The sequence below is a fragment of the Fundidesulfovibrio magnetotacticus genome, from assembly GCF_013019105.1.
Taxonomy (GTDB): domain Bacteria; phylum Desulfobacterota; class Desulfovibrionia; order Desulfovibrionales; family Desulfovibrionaceae; genus Fundidesulfovibrio; species Fundidesulfovibrio magnetotacticus.
The window spans coordinates 55,079-75,134 of sequence record NZ_BLTE01000001.1 but is presented as its reverse complement, the minus strand read 5'-3'; the positions used below and the strand labels follow the sequence as shown (position 1 = coordinate 75,134).

The 20,056-nt window shown below is 63.3% G+C and carries 10 protein-coding genes; 3 read left to right on the top strand and 7 right to left on the bottom strand.

The window, feature by feature from the left end:
• The first annotated feature begins 86 nt into the window (after window positions 1–86).
• Together NNJEOMEG_RS20835 and NNJEOMEG_RS00325 are read left to right on the top strand one after the other, a co-directional pair.
• The gene (locus tag NNJEOMEG_RS20835; protein ID WP_173080205.1) at window positions 87–3,806 is read left to right on the top strand and encodes a CHAT domain-containing protein; all 3,720 of its coding nucleotides are present in this window, start codon (window positions 87–89) and stop codon (window positions 3,804–3,806) included.
• Between the two features lie 29 nt (window positions 3,807–3,835).
• Window positions 3,836–7,480, top strand: a complete 3,645-nt coding sequence (locus tag NNJEOMEG_RS00325; RefSeq protein ID WP_173080203.1) for a CHAT domain-containing tetratricopeptide repeat protein — start codon at window positions 3,836–3,838, stop codon at window positions 7,478–7,480.
• A gap of 4 nt (window positions 7,481–7,484) precedes the next feature.
• Here NNJEOMEG_RS00325 and NNJEOMEG_RS00320 read toward each other — a convergent pair whose 3' ends face one another.
• Window positions 7,485–7,958, bottom strand: a complete 474-nt coding sequence (locus tag NNJEOMEG_RS00320) for a hypothetical protein (RefSeq protein WP_173080201.1) — start codon at window positions 7,956–7,958, stop codon at window positions 7,485–7,487.
• 343 nt (window positions 7,959–8,301) lie between these two features.
• Between NNJEOMEG_RS00320 and NNJEOMEG_RS00315 the strand changes: the two genes are divergently transcribed.
• Complete coding sequence (locus NNJEOMEG_RS00315) at window positions 8,302–11,211, top strand: caspase family protein (protein WP_173080199.1); 2,910 nt, start codon at window positions 8,302–8,304, stop codon at window positions 11,209–11,211.
• 191 nt (window positions 11,212–11,402) lie between these two features.
• On the opposite strand, the gene NNJEOMEG_RS00310 is transcribed toward NNJEOMEG_RS00315, so the two are convergent.
• The 6 genes from NNJEOMEG_RS00310 to NNJEOMEG_RS00285 all read right to left on the bottom strand — a co-directional run bounded on the left by NNJEOMEG_RS00310 (window position 11,403) and on the right by NNJEOMEG_RS00285 (window position 20,050).
• A complete protein-coding gene (locus tag NNJEOMEG_RS00310; protein WP_173080198.1) occupies window positions 11,403–12,035 on the bottom strand; it encodes a recombinase family protein in 633 nt (210 codons plus the stop codon).
• A gap of 157 nt (window positions 12,036–12,192) precedes the next feature.
• Window positions 12,193–14,181, bottom strand: a complete 1,989-nt coding sequence (locus NNJEOMEG_RS00305) for a glycosyltransferase family 4 protein (RefSeq protein WP_173080196.1) — start codon at window positions 14,179–14,181, stop codon at window positions 12,193–12,195.
• A gap of 273 nt (window positions 14,182–14,454) precedes the next feature.
• On the bottom strand, window positions 14,455–16,377 hold the full coding sequence (locus NNJEOMEG_RS00300) for a glycosyltransferase (RefSeq protein ID WP_173080194.1): 1,923 nt from the start codon (window positions 16,375–16,377) through the stop codon (window positions 14,455–14,457).
• Between the two features lie 7 nt (window positions 16,378–16,384).
• On the bottom strand, window positions 16,385–17,593 hold the full coding sequence (locus tag NNJEOMEG_RS00295) for a tetratricopeptide repeat protein (RefSeq protein ID WP_173080192.1): 1,209 nt from the start codon (window positions 17,591–17,593) through the stop codon (window positions 16,385–16,387).
• 47 nt (window positions 17,594–17,640) lie between these two features.
• Entirely contained in the window at window positions 17,641–18,873 is a 1,233-nt protein-coding gene (locus tag NNJEOMEG_RS00290) for a glycosyltransferase (protein ID WP_173080190.1), read from the bottom strand.
• Between the two features lie 28 nt (window positions 18,874–18,901).
• Window positions 18,902–20,050, bottom strand: a complete 1,149-nt coding sequence (locus NNJEOMEG_RS00285; RefSeq protein WP_173080188.1) for a hypothetical protein — start codon at window positions 20,048–20,050, stop codon at window positions 18,902–18,904.
• Window positions 20,051–20,056 lie beyond the last annotated feature (6 nt).

Below are 20,056 nucleotides of genomic sequence, written 5' to 3'. Positions count from 1 at the left end.
CCCGCGCGGAGTGAACGCGGGAACGCCCAAGGCAGGCGCGCGACGAAGAACGGCCGCGCGTCCGCCCGCTGGGCAGGAGGTTCTCCATGCTCGCACGTATCGCCAGGTTTCTGCTGTTGTCCCTGTTCGTTCTTGCCGGTGCGGCCATTGCCACCGCCGCCGGGCGGCCGAAGCTCCTGGTGCTGCCCGTGCTCCCGGCCCAGGGGCAGGTGGACGGCAGCCTGGGCATGGGCGTGCAGAACGCCCTGGAGATGACCCTCTTCGCGCACGACGGACTGGAGCAGAACGCCCTGATCTGGCATTTGGGCAAGCTCTTCGCCTCGGAGAAGGACTTCCGGGAATACGCCGTCGGGCGCGGACCGGCGATCGATCCTGGCGAGGCCGCCAGGAAGGCCGAAGTCCGCTACGTGCTGGGCGGGCGCTTCACGGACGCCAAACGGCGCACGGTCGATGCATGGCTCTTTGACGTGCAGGGCGGCAACATGGCCCGGGCCGTGCTGCCGCTGGACCCGGACACGGGCCTTCAGGGTCTGCGCGCGGGGCTTTTGGACTTCCTGGCGTCCAACGGCCTGCCACTTGCCGAGGGACAGCGATCCAGGACCCTGTGGACCGAGAAGACCAGCCCTAAGGCCCTGGAGGCCCTGGGCGCGGCCACCATGGAGCATTACGCCGTTCATGGCTTTCGGGACAAGGACGCCAAGCCCGATCTTGCTCCCTACAAGGAGGCCGCGCGCCTTGCGCCGGAGTCCTATCTGGCGCGCAACTGGCTGGGCTGGGGGCTCTGGCGATACGGCGACAACGCGGCCATCGCACGGGAATTCGAGGCGGCCCTGAAGCTCAACCCGGACGGCGTGGACGCGCTGGACGGCATGGTCACCCTGGCCGGAAGATCGGGCGACCACCAGGAGGAGGCCCGGTGGGCCGGAAGAAAGGCCCAGGCCAGGGGCGAGGACCGGGCCGAGGCCGAGGCCCGTGTTCTTAACGCCGCGGCCAGTGACCTCAATCGCCGCGTGGTGGCCTTGTACGACCAAGGCAAGTACGCCGAGACGCTGCCCCTGGCCCGGGAGGCGCTGACCCTCCGTGAAAAGGTCCTGGGGCCTGAGCACCTGGACACCGCCACCAGCCTGAACAACCTGGCCGCTCTGTTCAAGTCCATGGGCGATTACGCCCATGCGAAGCCTCTCTACGAGCGTGCGCTGGCGGTCCTTGAAAAGGTCCAGGGGCCTGAGCACCCGGACACCGCCACCAGCCTGAACAACCTGGCCGTTCTGCTCGAGTCCATGGGCGACTACGCCAATGCGAAGCCTCTCTACGAGCGCGTGCTGGCGATCCGTGAGAAGGTCCAGGGGCCTGAACACCCGGACACCGCCACAAGCCTGAACAACCTGGCCGGTCTGTTCAAGTCCATGGGCGACTACGCCCATGCGAAGCCTCTCTACGAGCGTGCGCTGGCCATCCGTGAGAAGGTCCAGGGGCCTGAGCACCCGTCCACAGCCACCAGCCTGAACGACCTGGCCGGTCTGTTCAAGTCCATGGGCGACTACGCCCATGCGAAGCCTCTCTACGAGCGTGCGCTGGCGGTCCTTGAGAAGGTCCTGGGGCCTGAGCACCCGTCCACAGCCACCAGCCTGAACGACCTGGCCGCTCTGTTCAAGTCCATGGGCGACTACGCCCATGCGAAGCCTCTCTTCGAGCGCGTGCTGGCCATCCGTGAGAAGGTCCAGGGGCCTGAGCACCCGTCCACAGCCACCAGCCTGAACAACCTGGCCGCTCTGCTCGAGTCCATGGGCGACTACGCCCAGGCGAAGCCTCTACATGAGCGCGCGCTGGCCATCCGTGAAAAGGCTCTGGGGCCAGAGCACCCGGACACCGCCACCAGCCTTAATAGGCTGGCTTGGCTGGAATGGACCACGGGGAACCGTGAACAGGCCATGCTGCTCCAGGAGCGCGCCCTGGCCGTTATCCTGCCCACGGATGCCGTGGTGGCGAAGCACACCGTCCTCTCCACCATGTCCCACTTCCAAGTCGGCCAGGGCAACCTCGCCTCGGCCATCCTCCACGGCAAGCAGGCCGTGAACATCCTCCAATCCATGCGCCGCAACATCTCCTCCCTGGACAAAGACCTCCAGAAATCCTTTCTGACCAAGAACGAGTTCTCCTACACCCACCTTGCCGACCTCCTGATGTCCCAGGGGCGCATACCCGAAGCCCAGCAGGTGCAGCGCATGCTCAAGGAGGACGAATACTTCGGCTTCGTGCGCCGCGACTCCACCCAGGACGTTCGCGCCACCACCGCCGCCTACACCCCGGCCGAGGAACAGTACGCCCGGCGCTTCCAGGAAATCTCCGACCAGCTGGCCTCCCTGGGCCGCGAGCACGGCGAGCTGCGCAGGAAGCTCAAGCTGGGCCTCTCGCCCGAGGAGCAGGCCCGTTACGACGCCCTCTCCAAGGACCTGGAGGCCGGGCGCGCCGTCTTCCTCAAAACCCTGGCCGGGATCGAGTCCGGCCTCGCCCAGGTCTCGACCGAGCGCGCCCGGGAACTGGGCGAGATGCAGCTCAAGGACCTCAAATCACTCCAGGGCGCCCTGCGCGAGCTGGGCCAGGGCGCGGTGCTCCTGCACACCATCGCGGCCCCGGACAAGCTCTGGCTGATCCTCACCACCCCGGACGCCCAGATCGCCCGGGAATCGCCCGTCAAGGCCGCCGACCTCAACGCCCTGGTGGGCCGCTTCCGCCAGACCCTGGACAACCCCCGGCAGGACCCGCGCCCCCTGGGCCGGGAACTCTACGGCCACCTCATAGCACCCCTGCGGGCGGACCTGGAGCAGGCAGGGGCCAGGACGCTCATGGTCTCCCTGGACGGCGCGCTGCGCTACATCCCCATGGCGGCCCTGCACGACGGCGAGCAGTGGTTGGCCCAGCGCTACGCCACGGTGGTCTACACCGAGGTGGCCAGCAAAAACCTCAAGGACCGCCCCTCCCAGGAGTGGACGCTCTCCGGCCTGGGCCTCACGCGCGGCGTGGAGGGCTTCAGCCCGCTCCCTGCGGTGCGCGGTGAGTTGGAGGCCGTGTCCCGGGCCATCTCCGGGCAGGTGAAGCTCGACGAGCAGTTCACCGAGGCCGCCCTGGGCCAGGCCGTGGTCGCTTCGCCCGTGCTGCATATCGCCAGCCACTTCCAGTTCCGGCCGGGCACGGAGCAGGACTCGTTCCTGCTGCTGGGCGACGGCAACCGCCTGACCCTGGACCGCCTCCGCCTCCTGGACTTCAACGAGGTGAACGTGCTCACGCTCTCGGCCTGCGAGACGGCGGTGGGCGGCACGGGCAAGATGGGCGACGGCCGGGAGGTGGAGAGCTTCGGGGCCATGGCCCAGCGCCAGGGGGCCAAGGGCGTGCTGGCCACGCTCTGGAGCGTGGCGGACGAGAGCACGGGCAGGCTCATGAGCCGCTTCTACGCCCTCAAGGAGAAACAAGGCCTGGACAAGGCCCAGGCCCTGCGCCGGGCGCAGTTGGAGTTCATCGAGGGAGCGGGGGAAGGCGCCGGGGCGCGGGTTCCCGCCCCGGCAGGCGGGCAAGCCGCCGTGCATGCTCCCGTCCAGGCGCTGGAGCCGACGGCTGTCCCGACGGGCGAGCAGGCGGCCGCCCAGGCCCCGGCCGCCGACCGGGAGGACGCCGGGTGCGGCCAGGCGATCCAGGCCAAGGGCCAGTCCCCATCCCGGGCCGGGGACGCCCCCCCGGCGGGAGACTTCCCGGGCTACTCCCATCCGTTCTACTGGGCCCCGTTCATTCTCATGGGGAATTGGCGGTGAGGGGCTTCAATGGCCACACGCCCCGCAGCATGTGGCTCTCCTCGAAGCTGCTTGTTTGGCTTGCGGCCTTGTTTCTGCCGGTGGCAGCCCCGGCTTTCGGCCAAGTCACGCCGCAGGAGCTCGACCTTCTGAACGCACAGGGGGCCAAAGCCTATGAAGCCTCCGATCGGGACACGGCCATGGCAGCCTGGAGCAAGGGGCTCGAACTGGCCCGGGCGCAAGGCGATGAGGAGCGCTTGGGGATGTTCCTTTCCAATGTGGCGATCGTTCTGGACGACCAGGGCCGCTACCAGGAGGCGCTGGAACTCTACGGGCAGTCCGTGGCGATTGCTCGCAAACGCGGTGAGAGGAAAGAACTTGCCGACCGGCTGCTGAACACGGGGGTGACCCTTCGAAAAATCGGCGACCACGTCGGAGCGCTGGATGCTTACGCTCAGGCGCTCCTGCTCCGACAGGAGGACCGGGACGTAAGGGGAGAAATTTCCGTTCTGAAGCGCATGGTCAGGATTCATTCCGAAGCGAGCCGCTACGAGGCGGAGATCGAGGCTCTCGGGCGGATTTTGGCCCTTTTGGAAGTTCTCGGGGACACGCGGGGGCTCATGGAGACGAAGCAAGCCCTTGGCCGAGTCTGGCGCAAGTCCGGCAAGCCAGAAGGGTCCCTGGAGCCTTTTGAACAGGCGTTGACCCTCAGCCGCGAACTCAAGGACAGGCGTATGGAAAGCGCCCTGCTCACGGAACTTGGCGTGGTCAACAAGAGCCTCGGCCGATTCGAACGTTCGCTGCAATATTACGCCATGGCTTTGGTGATCGACCGTGAACTTGAAGACAAATCCGGGGAATCGTCGCTCCTGACCAACTCGGGAAATGTGCTTTTCGAGCTTGGGCGATATTCCGAGGCCTTGGAACATTACCAACGCTCATTTGCCATCAGGCAGACGATCGGGATAAAAGACAATATCCGCAATCTTGGCGGCATGGGCAATGTCCATTGGAGCCTGGGACAATACGCGAAGGCCCAGGAGCGCCAGGAGCAGACCCTGGCTCTTGCCCGTGAGCTGAAGGACAGATCCGGAGAAGGCAATGCTTTGATCAACCTCGGCAACATCGCCAACTACCGAAGCGATCACGACACGGCCCTTGGCTTCTACACCCAAGCCCTGGCTGTGAAGCGGGAACTCGGAGACAAGCACGGGGTGGCAACAGTCTTTATGAACATCGGCTCCGTCCGCAGGAGAATGGGCGACCATGCCGAGGCTCAACGCTGTTTCGAGCAGACCCTGGCCATCAGCCGCGCCCTCGCCGACCGCAACGGCGAGGCGGTAAGCTTGTTGAGCATCGCGGACTTGCTGCATGAAACCGGGAACTACGGCATGGCCCTCGAAAACTATGCCGGGGCGCTGGCGATCCTCCGGGAAACCGGCGGCAAGTCCCAGGAAGCCTCAAGCCGGATGGGGCTTGGAAACGTCTATTCCGCCCTCGGGCAATACGAAAAACAGATCGAGCAGATTGAGATCGCCCTGACCATTTTCCGAGAAATCGGCGATGTGCGTTTGGAAGCGAATTGCCTTACGACCCTTGGTTGGGCACTGATCGACTTGGGCAAGCCGGATCAAGCGGTTCAAAACATCGAGCAGGCTCTGACCCTGAGCAGACATATCGGCGTGCCGGATGAGGAGGCGAGGGCACTCTCGCACATGGGTCGCGTGCACCGCAGCCAAGGACGTTACGAACCTGCCTTGCACTGCCACGAACAGGCATACGAAATCTGGCTTTCAGCCGGCTCAGGCCACCTTGCGTCAGGCGAACGCGCCAACATCGGCTGGACCCGTCTGCGCATGGGCGACGCCCTCGGCGCGGGAGAGGCCTTCCGTTCGGCACTCGTTATGCTTGCTGGGCAGGGTGGCCCGAATAGTCAGGGACGTTGCCACAACGGCCTCGCACAGGTCGAAGAGCGTCTTGGCAACAAGGGGGCCGCGATCTTCCACGGCAAGCAGGCCGTGAACGCCATCCAGGCGATGCGCAGGGACATCCTGAACCTCGACCAGACGCTCCAGTCATCCTTCATGGGAGGCAAGGAAGTCGTCTACCGCCGCCTTGCCGATCTCCTCATGGCCGAGGGCCGCTTGAGCGAGGCCGAGCAGGTGCTGCGCATGCTCAAGCAGGAGGAATACTTCGACTACACCCGGCGCGACCAGGGCGGGGAGGACCCGCGCCAGACCCAGGCCGACTACAATTCCTTCGAAAAGGCCTGGGTCGAACGCCACGAGCAAGCCGCTGCGGCGCTGGCCAGACTCGGCGCGGAGCTGGGCGTGCTGGAAAACAACCGCGCCCGCTCCCCGGAGGAGAACGCCCGCCTTGCCGAACTGCGGGACAAGCTCCAGGCCGGACAGGCCGACGTCGCCGCCCTGCTTGCAGACTGCGCCCAGGCCTTCGCCGGGCTCCAGCGCGAGCAGGCCGAGCGCATCAAGGCAGAGCGCGTCACGGATGACGCCCGCTCCGAGCTTGAGGGCCTGCCCGGCAAGCCCGTGCTGGTCTCCTACCTGGTGCTCAAGGACGGCCTGCGCATCCTGGTCACCGGGGCGGACCGGCAGGTCGCCCGGACATCGGCCGTCTCCTCGGCCGAGCTGAACACCAAGATCGGCCGTTTCCGCCAGGCCCTCCTGAACCCGCGTCAGGACCCCAGGCCCGGCGGCAAGGAGCTTTACGACCTGCTCGTCGCGCCGATCCGGGACGACCTGGACGCGATGGGGGCCGGGCAGCTGACCTTCTCCCTGGACGGCAGCCTGCGCTACATCCCCATGGCTGCCCTGCACGACGGCACACGCTGGCTCGTGGAGCGCTATCCCCTTTCGGTGTTCACTCCGGCGGGGCGCGGCGGGCTCAAACAGCCGCTTGAAGCGAAGTGGCGCGCCGCAGGCTTCGGCACGAGCCAGGCCATCGGAGGCTTCGCGGCCCTGCCCGCAGTGGCCGAGGAACTGCGCGGCGTGGTCAAGGCGAGCCCCCAGGCCAGGGAGGGGGTGCTGCCCGGAAAATCCCGCCTTGACCAGGCCTTCACGGCCCAGGCCCTGACGGCCGCGCTCAAGCGTCGCTACCCGGTGGTGCACATCGCCTCGCACTTCAGTTTCACGCCCGGCGGCACGGAGAGGGATTCCTTCCTGCTCTTGGGCGACGGCGGCCACCTGACCCTGGCCGACCTGCGCCAGGGCGACTTCGACCTGACCGGCGTGGACCTCCTGACCCTCTCGGCCTGCGAGACGGCGGTGCAGGCCCAGAATGCCGACGGCCGCGAGCTGGACGGTTTGGGCATCACGGCCCAGCGTCGCGGGGCCAGGGGCGTGCTGGCTTCCCTGTGGCCCGTGGCGGACCAGAGCACGGCGCGCTTGATGCGCGATTTCTACCGATTACGCCAAGAGCAGGGGCTTTCCAAGGCCGAGGCACTGCGCAGGGCGCAACTGAACCTGATCGGGAGATCGGGGGCGGGCGCTACGGCGCAGGTTCCCGCCCCGACCACGGCTCGGACGGCGGGGCAGGCCCGGGATGGGCGCGGCCAGGCGATCCAGGCCAAGGGCCAGTCCCCATCCCGGGCCGGGGATGCCGCCCCGGCGGGAGACTTCCCGGGCTACTCCCATCCGTTCTACTGGGCCCCGTTCATTCTCATGGGGAATTGGCGGTGAGGCCTCAAATGGGCTCCAGGCTCACCAGACAGGCCAACTCCAGGGGGAGGCGGGGGTTGCAGGCAATGCCTCCCTGGTCGGTGACCAGACAGCAGGCCTTGGTGCCGTCAAAGGTTGGGCATTCCATGTGAAAGCCATTCACAAGGAGCGAGCCGTCCAGGCCGTGGGCCTGCACCACGCCGCCCTCCGGCAGGTGCAGTTCCATGAGGAAAGGGCCCCGGTGGCTTACGCTGTAAAGCAGGCCCTTGCGGCCCCCGGCCAGGGACACGATCTTTTCGGGCGTGGTGAGGCAGCGGGAACGTTTGGATTGCTGGGGGACATTGCGCAGAAACTCGAAGCTGATGCGTCCGTTGCGCAGCGTGAAGACGCTCACGAAGCGCATTCTGTAGGCCTGTTCGACCACGAAGTATCTGCCCTGAAAGATCATGGGCATCCAGCAATCGTAGAGTTTGTGTTCGCCAAGACGTACAAGATGCATGAGACTCCTCCGGGATTATGCAACACGCGGTTGCCTGCTTGGCCTTCCCGCGACACACAATCACCCGACGGACGGATGGCGCGAAATCGTCGTGCTCTTTGACGAAAATGAATCAATGTGACGTATGAAATTCGGTAACAATTTGTATCCATTGTCGTTTTGTTGCTGGGCAGTCTCCCCGGGCGGCGTAGTCCATCCGACGGAGCGTTCCAGGGTGCGTCGGGCCCATGCCACCCGTCGGCCCCGGCGAGCGGCCCGACCCCGATGGCCCGACCCCGATGGGTTGACGGATGGAGCCGCTTTGTATGAAAATCGAAAGTCCAGATCCTGGAGGTTGTCACGTATGTGGTCGGCAAAGTTTGGGCCCCCGTTCCGCTTCCGCGCAGAGGCGCTGGGGGCGTTCCTCGCCGCGCTGCTCCTGCTCTTGGCCGCGCCAACCCAGGCCGGGGAGCCGCCCAGGGAACCCATTCTGCGCATCGAGACGGGCACGCACGGCGCGGTCATCAAATACATCGACGCCGACGCCCGTGGGCGTTTCCTGGTCACGGCCTCGGACGACAAGACCTGCCGGATCTGGGACGCCGCCACCGGCAAGCCCTTGCGCACCCTGCGTCCGCCCGTGGGCCGGGATGCCAATGAAGGAAAGCTCTACACGGCCGCCGTCTCGCCCGACGGCAGCACCGTGGCCTGCGGCGGCTGGACCGAGTACGGCGACAGCGGCGGCCATGCGATCTTCCTTTTCGACAGCGTTTCGGGGAAACTTCTGCGATGTTTGGAGGGTCTGCCCAATGTCATCCATTCTCTAGCCTTCTCGCCCGACGGCACGCTTCTCGCCGCGGGGGTGGGGGGCTCGAACGGGATCCGCCTCTGGCGAACGAAGGACTGGACCCTGGCCGGGCAGGACGCCGGATACGATAATGTCTACGGCGTGGCTTTCGACGGGAAGGGGCGGTTGGCCGTCACCAGCTACGACGGCTTCGTCCGGCTCTACGACGTGGGTCACGGCACGCTACGGCTATTGGCCAAGGCCAAGTCCCCCGGAGGCGAGCTGCCCTTTCGCTGCGCTTTCTCCTCGGACGGCAAAACCCTGGCCGTGGGCCATAACGACGCCCCAAGGATAAGCCTCATCTCCGTGCCGAACCTGGACGCGCTTCCCGCCCCGGATGCCGACGGCACCAATGACAGTCTGTCAAAAGTAGCCTGGCTCTCGGACAACCGCCTCGCGGCAGGCGGCATGTGGGACACTGCGGGCCAATATCCCGTGCGCATCTGGCAGGATGGCGGCCGGGGAGCCTTCCAGGACATCGCCCTGGCCCGGAGCACCCTCGGCGGGTTGAAAGCCCTGCCAGGATCGGCCCTGGCCTGGGCCGCAATGGATCGCTCCCTCGGGGTCCTAGAATCCAACGGCACGGCGCGCTTCTCCGTAGCCCCGGCCCTCACGGACCTGCGAGGCAACTTGGCGGGCTTCCGGTTGGGTCAGGACGGTAAAACCGTTTCCTGGACCATCTGGAGGACGCAAAACTCTGCCTGCACCTTCTCCCTCCCCGGCCGGGACTACCGGATTGGACGCCCCCCCGAAGGTCTGCAACCGCCGCGCACGGCGGCCCCTGGCCTGAGCGTGACGGATTGGGAAGATAAAACCGCGCCCAAGCTGGGCGGAAACCCCCTGAAGCTCAAAGACTACGAGAAAAGCCGGTCCCTGGCCGTGGCGCCTGACGGCAAGTCTTTCCTGTTGGGTACGGACTGGCGCCTGCGCCTCTACAATGCCGCGGGCGAGCTGCAGGAGGCCCCGCTGTCCATCCCCGGTACGGCCTGGGGCTTGAACATCGCCCCCTCCGGCAAGGTGGCCGTGGCCGCGCTGGGAGACGGAACCATCCGCTGGTACCGCCTGCAGGACCTCCGGGAGATCCTGGCCCTGTTCCCCCATCCCGACGGCAAACGCTGGGTGCTCTGGACGCCATCGGGCCACTACGACGCCTCCCCCGGCGGGGAAGACCTCATCGGCTGGCACGTGAACAACGGTCTGGATCAGGCCGCCGACTTCTTTCCCGCCAGCCGCTTCCGCGACCAGTTCCACCGCCCCGACGTGATCGACCGCGTCCTCGATACGTTGGACGTGGAGCAGGCCGTGGCCCTGGCCGACCAGACCGCCGGCCGCGTCGCGCGCTCCGTGGACATAGCCCGCTCCCTGCCGCCGGTGGTGACCATTCTCTCGCCCGCAGGCGGCCACAGCTTCGACAAAAACACCCTCACCGTGAAATACGAGGTGCGCTCCCCCGGCGGGGAGGAAATCACCGGCGTGTCCATCCAGGTGGACGGCCGACGGGCCGCCGAGATGCCGCGCGGCGCGCTGGCCCAGTCCGCGCAGGGTCAGGTGCAGGAGAGCACGGTCACGCTGCCCTCGCGCGACGCAAGGGTGGCCATCGTGGCGGAGAACCGTCACGGGCCGGGCGTTCCGGCCGTGATCGAGTTGCGCTGGGCAGGGGCCGCCCCGCAGGCCAAGGGGCCTCTTGGCAGGCTCTACGCGCTTTGCGTGGGCGTTGGAGATTATCGCAGCGTCACGCCCAAGCTCAACCTGCCGGGCAAGGACGCCGAGGACTTCGCCCGGGTGCTGAAGCTCCAGAAAGGCACGGTCTACAAGGATGTGGCCGTGAAGCTGCTCAAGGACGGCGAGGCCAGGAGAGAGGCCATCCTGGACGGGCTGGCCTGGCTGGGTGAAAACGTACGGGCCGAGGACACCGCCATCCTCTTCATGGCCGGGCACGGCGTGAACGACGACATCGACGAGTACTACTTTCTCCCCGTGGATGCGGAGATCAGACGCCTGTCCTCCACCGCCGTGGACTACGGGGCCGTGGGCAGTGCCCTCAAGCGCATCCGGGGGCAGCGCATCGTTTTCCTGGACACCTGCCATTCGGGCAACCTGGGCAAGGGCATGTGGAACGTCAACGGCCTGATCAACCGCCTGTCCAGTTCGGAGAAGGGCGTGGTGGTCTTCTCGGCCGCCACGGGGCAGCAGTTCTCCTACGAGCGACCCGAGTGGGGCAACGGCGCGTTCACCAAGGCTCTGGTGGAAGGTCTCTCGGGCAAGGCCCCGCGCGATGCCGAAGGAGCCATCACCTTCAAGGCCCTGGACCTCTACGTGGACCAGGAGGTCCGCAGGCTCACGGGGTCGGACCAGACGCCCGTGACGGCCGTGCCCGTGGGCGTGCCCAACTTTACCGTGGCCGTGGCCCGCAAGGAGGGCTCGTGAACGTGTCGGCCTCTTTGTCCGGGAGCGGGCGGTGCGACTGGGCAGCCCGACTATTGCCGGTTGGTGAAGCAACCCCGGGCGTGTCTTCGGCGGGATCCCTGAGGGCAGCGCGAGGCGGGCCGACGTGATCGGGCCTTTCGTTCCGAGGGCCTTCAGGAAATGCCGAAACTTAACGGAACACTATAAAAGTATCAGGTCGGCATGTTGTCCGGTCGGTTATTCTGTATCCGTCTGAGCGCATTGCCAACCTTTTTTCGGTTCCATGCTCCTGACATGGAGAGCGTTGGAATGCCGTCCTCGTTCAGTTTGTTCGCAATCTGACCGTGTGTCATGCCGCTCGCTTTATATGTTTTGATCGCCTCGTGGATTGCGAGTCTGTTCTTGGCCAAAGGGTTGACACGCGGGTCGAGCGCATCGTTGGCTTTCTCGTCAAGGCGATGAATGTTGTGTGCTTGTTCTATGTCGCACGGATCCTGCTTCAGGATGCGACTCATGGGCACACCCTGAGCAAGCATGAGAAGCACTTGATTCTGTTGCGAGAGACCTTCCGAAAGAGCCTTGAAATCATTGATTTGTCTGTCTTTGACCTCAATCTGCTTGTCGGCGATGGACAGGCGTTGTCTAAGAATGTCGTTTTCGCGAGTAATCAGTTCAAGTTTTGTCAGGAGGGTTGTGTACGCCTCTCGCTCCTGATCGTCGGCATGGTCGTTCGAGACGTTCGTCGGTGTTTCCGTGCGGGTGTCGTTGGTGTCGGGAAGTCTGCTTTGCCATTCAGCCCATACTGTGGATGTGCCGATTCCGCCACGAGTTGAATCTGCTTTCACGATATGCTCCGGTTCTGATTGTTTCAAGTCGCCCGGAATGTTCGCCGTGCTGGCTGTTGCGTCATTTTGTCAGTCGTTGTCGTCGCCAAGACGTGTAATTCATGGCTATTGCTCATGGCAAGCTGATTGTATCGTAATGATGAGAAAGGTGGCGATGTTATCGATTGAACTTCCTGTGGAGTTTGTGCAGTATTTGCGAAATCCTTTCCCTGTAACCAGCACCTATTGTTTGGAAATTGTTTCGGGTGGAGATCGCCTTGAAAGCATGGGCTGTTCTATTGGCTACTTCTTTGCGGTTGTTGACGACCTCAAGCATGCGCCAGGCAAGATGCTCAATGTCCGGATCAGCCCAATGCATTCCAGCGCCATAAGGGTATTCCCCGGGTTGTACGGGAGTGATGTCGTAATCGACGGGGTAGCCGGTCGATTCGTTCAGGAAGTCTGTGTTGCCAGAGTAGTTCGTGGCAATCACGGGTTTTCCAAGGAGCATTGCTTCGGCAAGGGTTCGCCCGAAGCCTTCTGCACGATGGGGGGATATGTATGCATCGCATACAGAAAAGAGACCTGTCACATGTTGTCTCTCCAGGGTGGCGTTCAAGAGCAGAATGCGATTGTCGTGTGAGGCCTCATGCGCGAACGTCTGCCACAAGGGCGACTGGAGTTGGGTGTTCATTGTTTTCAAGACGAGCCGTACGCGTTCAGTTCCTTTGGGAAACGCTTTCCGGAATGCGCGGATGGCTGCCCAGGGATTCTTTCGTGCCAGGTAAGAGTTGAAATCAAACGCGTAAAGAAACAAAAAATCTGTTTTGGGCAGTCCGAAGTCGTGGCGAACGTGTTGCGGAAAGGGCCCAAGATGAACGGCCATGGGCATCAAGTGGACAGGGATGTCTGATGATCGCAAATAGGATTCTTTTGTGTAGTTGCTTGATGCCCAGATCTCGTCCACAATATTGTACGCGTCCCGCCATTCGGCTGGCCATTCGGGTAGTTCCCAGGGCCAGTATCCGATGTTGTAGCGGTCCTCAAAGAGTCCGCTTCCGCTTTCAAGCCAAACCCTGGCCGTGTCCATCCCTGTCAGACAGAAGAGGTTCACGGCATAAGGCGCTTCGTCATTCAGGAAGGCGTCCAGGGTCCTGTCATTTTGTCTGGTGTTTTGGCCGCAGGCGATGTTGACCACGCTAAACGGTACACCTGCCTGTCGCAGAGCCAGAGCGGCCATTCGCGAGTCTTCGCCGATGCCTAACTCGCCCCGTGCGAAGCCGACGATGTTGACCCCGAAGGGGCGGGGCTTGGTCATTATGGTTTGATGACGCCTCTCCGGCGCACCGTGCGTTCTGTTTGCCTTCCGGACGAGTGTCTTTTGGGACAGTAATTTCCCGAGGCATGCCGCATGGTCTGGGTTTTGGGTCCACCATCTGGCGATTTCGCCTCTTTTGTCCGGTGCCTTCAGTGCTTCAATGTTCGCTTCAGGGTGCATCCAAAGCCATGCCAGGACACATGCGTTCGTCAGGTCATGGCCGGGCGGGTTCCGGTCCAGGAGCCATCTCGGAGGGCGGTGTGCCCAGTACGGAGCGTGTCCAAGGTTCTCGATCCCCTCGAAGTAATACCAGCCGAGAAAGCGAATCACATCGTTTGGAATGGCAATGTCAAATTCGTTCTGAAGGTGTGCAAGCGATTGCCAGGTGTAGAGCGCGAGATAGTTGAGGGTCAGCAGGGCGTGTTGGTTGTGGGGTGTCGTTGGCGAAAGAAGGCTTGCAATGGAGGTGTGCGTGATGATGTCAAACAGATTGTGTTCTGGAACTCCGCAGACATAGAACCATTTCACAAAATCTTCAGTGTCAGTAGTATTGTTTAGATCGAAGCGTGTCGATATGTCTTCGCGGTTGCGCCATATGTAATGCATCAGCAGCGTTACAGGAAAAGGCATAGCGCTGCTTGCGGCGATGACGACCTCGGAGAGGCGGCTACAATGCAATGCTTCAACCCTTCTTGCCGCAGAGGGGTAGTCCTTGGACCCGTTCAGAAGCCACCATATGTCCAGGTTGGCCTTCCAGTGGGGATCTGTCGGGTGAAACATTGCCCGGACGTCGTCCCGTAACAGCCAGGCGAATCGTAACTCCCTTGGAAGCTGGTCGATCTCGTTCATATTGACTTTGGTGACAGGAAAAAGTTCACTGTGGAGATGTTGCGCTGCATGATTTTACGCGATGGACTCATGTTCATTGGTGCGGCTCGTGCTATTGTGTTGTTGGAACGGTTTTCGTTTGGTAGATTGTGAGATTGTAAGCGAAATTCAGTGTTTGTCAGTGTTGTGGTTGTGTTGCTTGCGTGTGTTAAAATGCGTGTCCCAATTGTTGGTGAATGGTTGTTGCAGTTAGAATATCTTTTTTCGAGTATGGCTAGTAGTTGGTTCCATGAGTCAAATGGCGTTGTGTGCGAAGCGATCTCTGGCAATGTCCAACAGCGTGTCGTTGATGGTCGCTGGTGGGGAGTCGAGAGGCAGCAGAGCTCCAAAACCTGATTCGCGTATCCTTTCCATTGGTGCCCCAATGGCGAAGGCCAAGGGGAAGATGTTGCATTCAAATGCAATGTCAAGGGCATAGCACCATGTTTCAGGCCATATGGAAGGATAGAGCGCGAGGGGAGGGGCATGGAGCATGATGATGCGGCGCACTTCTCGCTCGTCGTACCTGCCTGTGACAAACACACGCCCTGTCGCGAACAGCGCATAGTCGTCCAAGGATTCGCCGATCAGGATGAATTCAAGCGGCAAGTCGCGGCGTTGCGCGTCCTTGGCGCATTCCAGGAGCGTGTCGTATCCTTTGTGCATGCCGATGGAGCCAAAGAGCGCCACTCGTGTTCGTTCGTGCGAGCGAAAGCGTCGGGTGGTGCCAGGATTCTCAAGCTGGTTGGCGGAATGTCGCCTGGTGATGATGTTATTCAATGCTGTGCGTTTATGATAACGCAGCGCCGTGTCATGGCAAGGCGCGACGATTGCCTGTGCATTTTCAAGAAAACACATCAGGTTCTGTTTGTGCTCCGCGGACCATTCCGTGGTGATGTTTTCTTCGCTGCTTGTTGTGCACGAAGTGCACTGTTCGTTGCAATGGTCGCCGCAGTAGCGATGCTGATTGTCCAGGAGTGTGATTCCAGGACAGTACCATCCGTAATCATGGGCGATTACGCTGTAGGGGATGTCCAGTCGTCGCGGGATGTCCAGGACGCATGGATGGAGATCGATGTGGTGATGGACTGCGGCAGAGACAGTGTTGATGTCGCGTAAAATGCAAAGCAATTTCTCGAGGTCGTCTGGCAGAGAGTACTCAAGGTTGACGAGGTCTGGAAAGTCTTCGATGGTCAGGGTCGTGCGACCTTCAGGTGCATCTTTTTTTGGAAGTAATGTGGCGACACGATAGTTCTGGTTTTGCAATTCGATCGCTTCGTCTCGTAATCTTTTGGCCGTTCCTCCGCCGCGACCATGGCAGATTCGAAGAATCAATGGCCGGTGGGTTGCCGCACGAAGGACCGCTTCATCAATCCTCCTGCGGAATTTCAGCAGGGGGTCAGCCAGGATGAATGTCACGATGGACTGTCGGTAGCCGGGGTGGCGCGCGTTCAACAGCGCAAGGTTCTTTTCCAGTGCCGGTTTGCGATCTTTCGCGAAGGACACGGCTCCTCTGTGCGGCACGAATGCATCCGCCGCCAGCACGTTGGTCCAGCCTCCTTCCTCCGCGCGTCGGCAGAAATCGTTTTCTTCCCCGTATCCTCTTCCGAAAGTATGTTCATCGAACAAACCCGTATCGTTAAGACATGATCGTTTGATGTACATGCAGAATCCTACGCCAGTCGGAAGCGTGCATGTTTCTCCTGCATTCGCATCGGCAAACATGCGGTCTATCACTTGACTCACGTTGCGCGGCATGAACGGATTGTCTTCGTTTGTCTTTGGGTACGAACATATCGTCGCGTTGTTGGAAAAAGGCGTGACGGTCCCGATGTCCTCTCTGGAGTATGCTGCTTTGGCAAGTCGGTCCAGCCATGCGTCGAAGACGATCGTGTCGCTGTTCAAGAGCACGACGTCGTGAGATCTGTTTGCAGCGATGCCTTGATTGATGGCGTGAATGTATCCCCTGTTCCGCGTATTGGAGATGAGCCGGATCATTCCTTGGTCATGGAGTGCGGAGAGCAGGGCGGCGATGTCGTCGTCTTCGCTGGCGTCGTCAATGACGACGAGGTTCGCTTGCATGGAATTCCTGGCCGAAAGAACGGAATGGATGCATTCGCTCGTCGCACCGTAGTCTTTGTAGACCGGGATGATCACGTCAACGATCGGTTGGTCCATGTCCGCCTCAACGTTCTTCGGCCTCGGCTGCAAGGGAGCGAAGCTCCCGGATCCACTGGGCCAGCCGCTTCCGCACGATCCGCATGACATCCGCATTGCACGCTTGGGGCGGCTGCGGAGGGTTCTTCGGTCTTTCGCCAGCCAGCCGCAGCCACCCGTTCAATTCCTGCACCGCGTCGGCCAATACGCCCGCGTCGAACACGGTCACCGGTGAGCCCGGCAGTTCCTGGCCAGACGAGGCTTCGCGAATCCTGACGGTCTCGCATGCAGCGCCTTCCGGGATGGGCCAGTGCACGGAAAAACCGTGTCTGCCATCGTGCACACCGGCGGCAACCAACTTCTTGTCGAAACCGGAAGCCGTAACACGCCGAAGCCTTCCGGACTCCCCTTCGAGTTCCACAATCAGGCGCTTGCCCGGCTTGGACCGGAGCCACGCGTGCCCGGCGATCACCCCCGGAACATCCGCGCCGACGCTGCCCTCAGGACGCCGGTCCACGTATGCCCGGAACGGAGATCCGGCGCATGGCTTCCCGGAGGGGAGGCGTGCCTCGATCATTACGTCGAGAAGCTCGGGTGGAATGCGGAACATGAAGGCGTGTCCCTGGGGCAGGCCGACCACGCTGAGCAGCGGATGGTTCTGGTCGACCTTGAGGCGTGCGAGGGGGAATGCCCCCAGCGACAGTTCCACCTCCAGAGCCACGTCGGGGCTGGAGAGGGAAAGGGCGATCCCGGTGAGCACGCCGTTCGAGGCATGGATGATCCCGAACGGCTCACCCTTGCTCACGCTCGCCAGATATGCCAGCACAAGGGCCGCATCCTTTTCCGGGTCGCCTTCGCGCAGCAGCGTCTCCGCATGCGCCTCCAGGCCTGATCCGTGCTCGGCAGCGGGCGAGGATTTCAGGAGGACGCGCAAGGCTTCAAGATTTTCGGGGTCGAGGGCTAGGGCGGCGAGGGCTTCCCCGTGGGCCTGGTCCGGCAATCCGGCGTCGAACATGCAGCTGGCGTTGAGGCTGCGCGTCTCCGGAGCATTCGGGGCGAGCCTGGCCATGCGGTCCGAGAATTTCAACGCCTCGCCGTGCAAGGCTGCCGAGCGGTAGAGCAGGCAGAGGCGCAACAAGGCTTCCGCATGCGTCGCCTGGCTACCGAGCAGCCTGTGCGATCGGTCGAGCGAGGCCTGAACTTTCCCTTGGGCGAGAAGCGCCTCGATCTGTGCCATATCCTGTTCGAGGGTCCCGGATTGGGGCGGGAGGGCGCGGTGCGGCGTCATCGCGCACGTTCTCCGAGCAGACCCTCGAGGAGTTCAAGATGCGCCGGAAGGCAGACCCTGCTCCGGTCGAAGCGTTCGACGGCCGTCCGGCGTGCTTCCCGGCGTATCCCCGCCCCGCTCGCAACGTCCGAGAGAGCCGCTGCGATGAGACCGGCCAGGGCGGGGGCATCGAAAAAGTCCGTGAGCAGACCGTTGCGGCCGTGCTCGATGACTTCCAGGAGCGGCGCGGTGGAGGAGCCGACCACCAGGCAGCCCGCCGCGAGGGCCTCGATCAACGACCAGGAGAGCACGAAGGGGTAGGTGAGGTAGACGTGGCAGGCCGAAACCTGGAGCGCTTTGAGGAAGTCGGGATAGGCCAGGGGGCCGAGAAAGTGCACGCGCTCCAAGTCGACGGGATTCTCGCGGAGGCACGTTTCCAGCCAGCCTTTCGCGCCGTCGGGCGGACGGGGTCCGTATCCCCGGCCTTCGCCGCCGGCCACGAGCACCCGTGCGTTCGGACGAAGCTCCAGGAGTCGGGGCAGGGCGCGCATGAAGCTGTGGAACCCCCGATAGGGCTCGAGGGTGCGCGAGAGGTAGGTGACGACCTCGTCGCCGGCGCGCAGAACGCGACCGTCGGGGAGCGTGAAACACGCCTGGGGATCGGGCTTGATCAGGTCCGTGTCCACGCCCTCGTGGAGCACCTTGATCTTCTCGGCCCAATGCTCGGGGAACCCCTGTTGCTGCCAGCGGGTCGGGCTTACGGCGGCGTCGCATGCATTGAGCGCATGCAGGGTGGGCAGGTTGTGCAGCGCCAACAGAGGCGTCTGCATGAGGGGAAGGGGAAACTCCGGGTCGAACCCCACGTCCGTACCGACAACTCTATAGTAATGCTCACAGTAGACGATGCTCTTCGCGAGCGGAAAGACATCGCGAAGGAACAAGGCCTCACCCCAGCCGGGATGGACATAGATGACGTCCGGGTAGAATCCGCCATCCTTCAGAGCGAGCGCCGCATCGAAGGCGGCGGCGCCCCGCCGGACATGGTGGTCTGTGTGTTCCGCATACGGATGGACCCCCGCGCCGGACCGGGGTGGCGCATCGTAAGCGGCGTACTGAACGCCGAACACGGGCGCCGAGCCGGAGCGTTCGCAGATCGCGGCGACATGCGCGTCTCCGCGCCTGAGAAAATGCGAAACCAGACCGATGAATTGGCCCGGAAAGCTCCGATGGACGAAAAGCACGGAGATCACGCTTCACGCTCCATCGTGCCGGGGCTCTTCAACCTTTTGGGACAATCCGCAGCCACAAGGACTCCAGCGCGTCCCCCCGGATGTTGGAGTGGAGAAATTGGCCGTTCATGCAGTCTGCTGTCTGGCCGGCCTGAATGAAAGTGCCGGAATAGACCACATCATAGCGCTCGGCGGACTCCCCGCCAAGCCGCGCCACAAATCCGGAAAGGGGCAGGCCCATGCCCTTGGAGCCGGAGAAGTACGGGAACGAGGTCCAGGGACTCATGGCGCCGTCGTGGGCAACGGTCGCGTACTCAAGGTCTCCGGCCGGGAGGCCTTCCGGCTTGAAGGCCACGGCCTCGAGCCGCAGGCGCGACAAAGGAGAGCCGACGGCCTTCCCCGTCTCGGCCAGCAGATCACCCCGCTCCTGGATGTGTCCGCACGCCTGGACCAACGGGGCGTTGCGCGGCGTCTGGAAGCCCCCTGTCGGGCGCAAGGGGGGCGAGCCTGCTCCGTAGGCGGCGTCGAAGGCAGGCCTGAAGCCTTGCTGCGCGTAAGGGCTGACAAAGGGCTTGGCCTGGGGGAGCCGTGCCGTGCTGCGCGGTTCCGGTTCCGCGGGCTGCTGCGGGGCTCCCGGAGCGAGATTTCCTGCCCAGGCTGCCATGGGGGGGGCGACGCCCGGGTCGAATGGCGAGGTCTGCGGACGCGCGGGGGCCTGGCGTTCGCTCGCTGAAGCCGAGGGACGCCCCTGCCCGGGAGCGAAGTGGCCGCCGGAGTGGCCCTGCGCGTTGGCCGCGAAAGGCCCGGGAGCCTGGATCGGCTGCTCATGGACCTGGGCAGGCCCCAGCTTCACGACGTTCACGTGCACCCCGCTCGTCGCGAAATCGCTGGGCCTCAGGGTGATGAAGGCCACGACCGCGCCGGGCGAGTTCACCTCCACCGTGACGGGGTTGCCCGTTCCGACGAGCCAGGCCGACGGCTTGCCGTCCACGGTCGCGCTGCCGGGGGAGGGGAGGGACGCCGCGAGCACGTTGGGGAACTGGACCCCGACGATTTCCCTCGGGGGATGGTCCAGACGCGCGATGGAGACGAGGTAGCGCCCTTGCGGAAAGGGGATGAGGTTCAACTCCGGCACGAGCCGGGGTTGGGTATGATGGCCTGGGGCGTGCGGAGAGTGGCTGGCGGAAGTGTCCATCATGCGCTC

What these genes read in the sequence shown, in the direction of transcription:
- NNJEOMEG_RS00305 (WP_173080196.1), bottom strand. Translation starts at nt 14,181, where the DNA reads ATGAACGAGATCGACCAGCTTCCAAGGGAGTTACGATTCGCCTGGCTG.
- NNJEOMEG_RS00300 (WP_173080194.1), bottom strand. Translation starts at nt 16,377, where the DNA reads ATGGACCAACCGATCGTTGACGTGATCATCCCGGTCTACAAAGACTAC.
- NNJEOMEG_RS00295 (WP_173080192.1), bottom strand. Translation starts at nt 17,593, where the DNA reads ATGGCACAGATCGAGGCGCTTCTCGCCCAAGGGAAAGTTCAGGCCTCG.
- NNJEOMEG_RS20835 (WP_173080205.1), top strand. Translation starts at nt 87, where the DNA reads ATGCTCGCACGTATCGCCAGGTTTCTGCTGTTGTCCCTGTTCGTTCTT.
- NNJEOMEG_RS00285 (WP_173080188.1), bottom strand. Translation starts at nt 20,050, where the DNA reads ATGATGGACACTTCCGCCAGCCACTCTCCGCACGCCCCAGGCCATCAT.
- NNJEOMEG_RS00325 (WP_173080203.1), top strand. Translation starts at nt 3,836, where the DNA reads ATGTGGCTCTCCTCGAAGCTGCTTGTTTGGCTTGCGGCCTTGTTTCTG.
- NNJEOMEG_RS00320 (WP_173080201.1), bottom strand. Translation starts at nt 7,958, where the DNA reads ATGCATCTTGTACGTCTTGGCGAACACAAACTCTACGATTGCTGGATG.
- NNJEOMEG_RS00315 (WP_173080199.1), top strand. Translation starts at nt 8,302, where the DNA reads ATGTGGTCGGCAAAGTTTGGGCCCCCGTTCCGCTTCCGCGCAGAGGCG.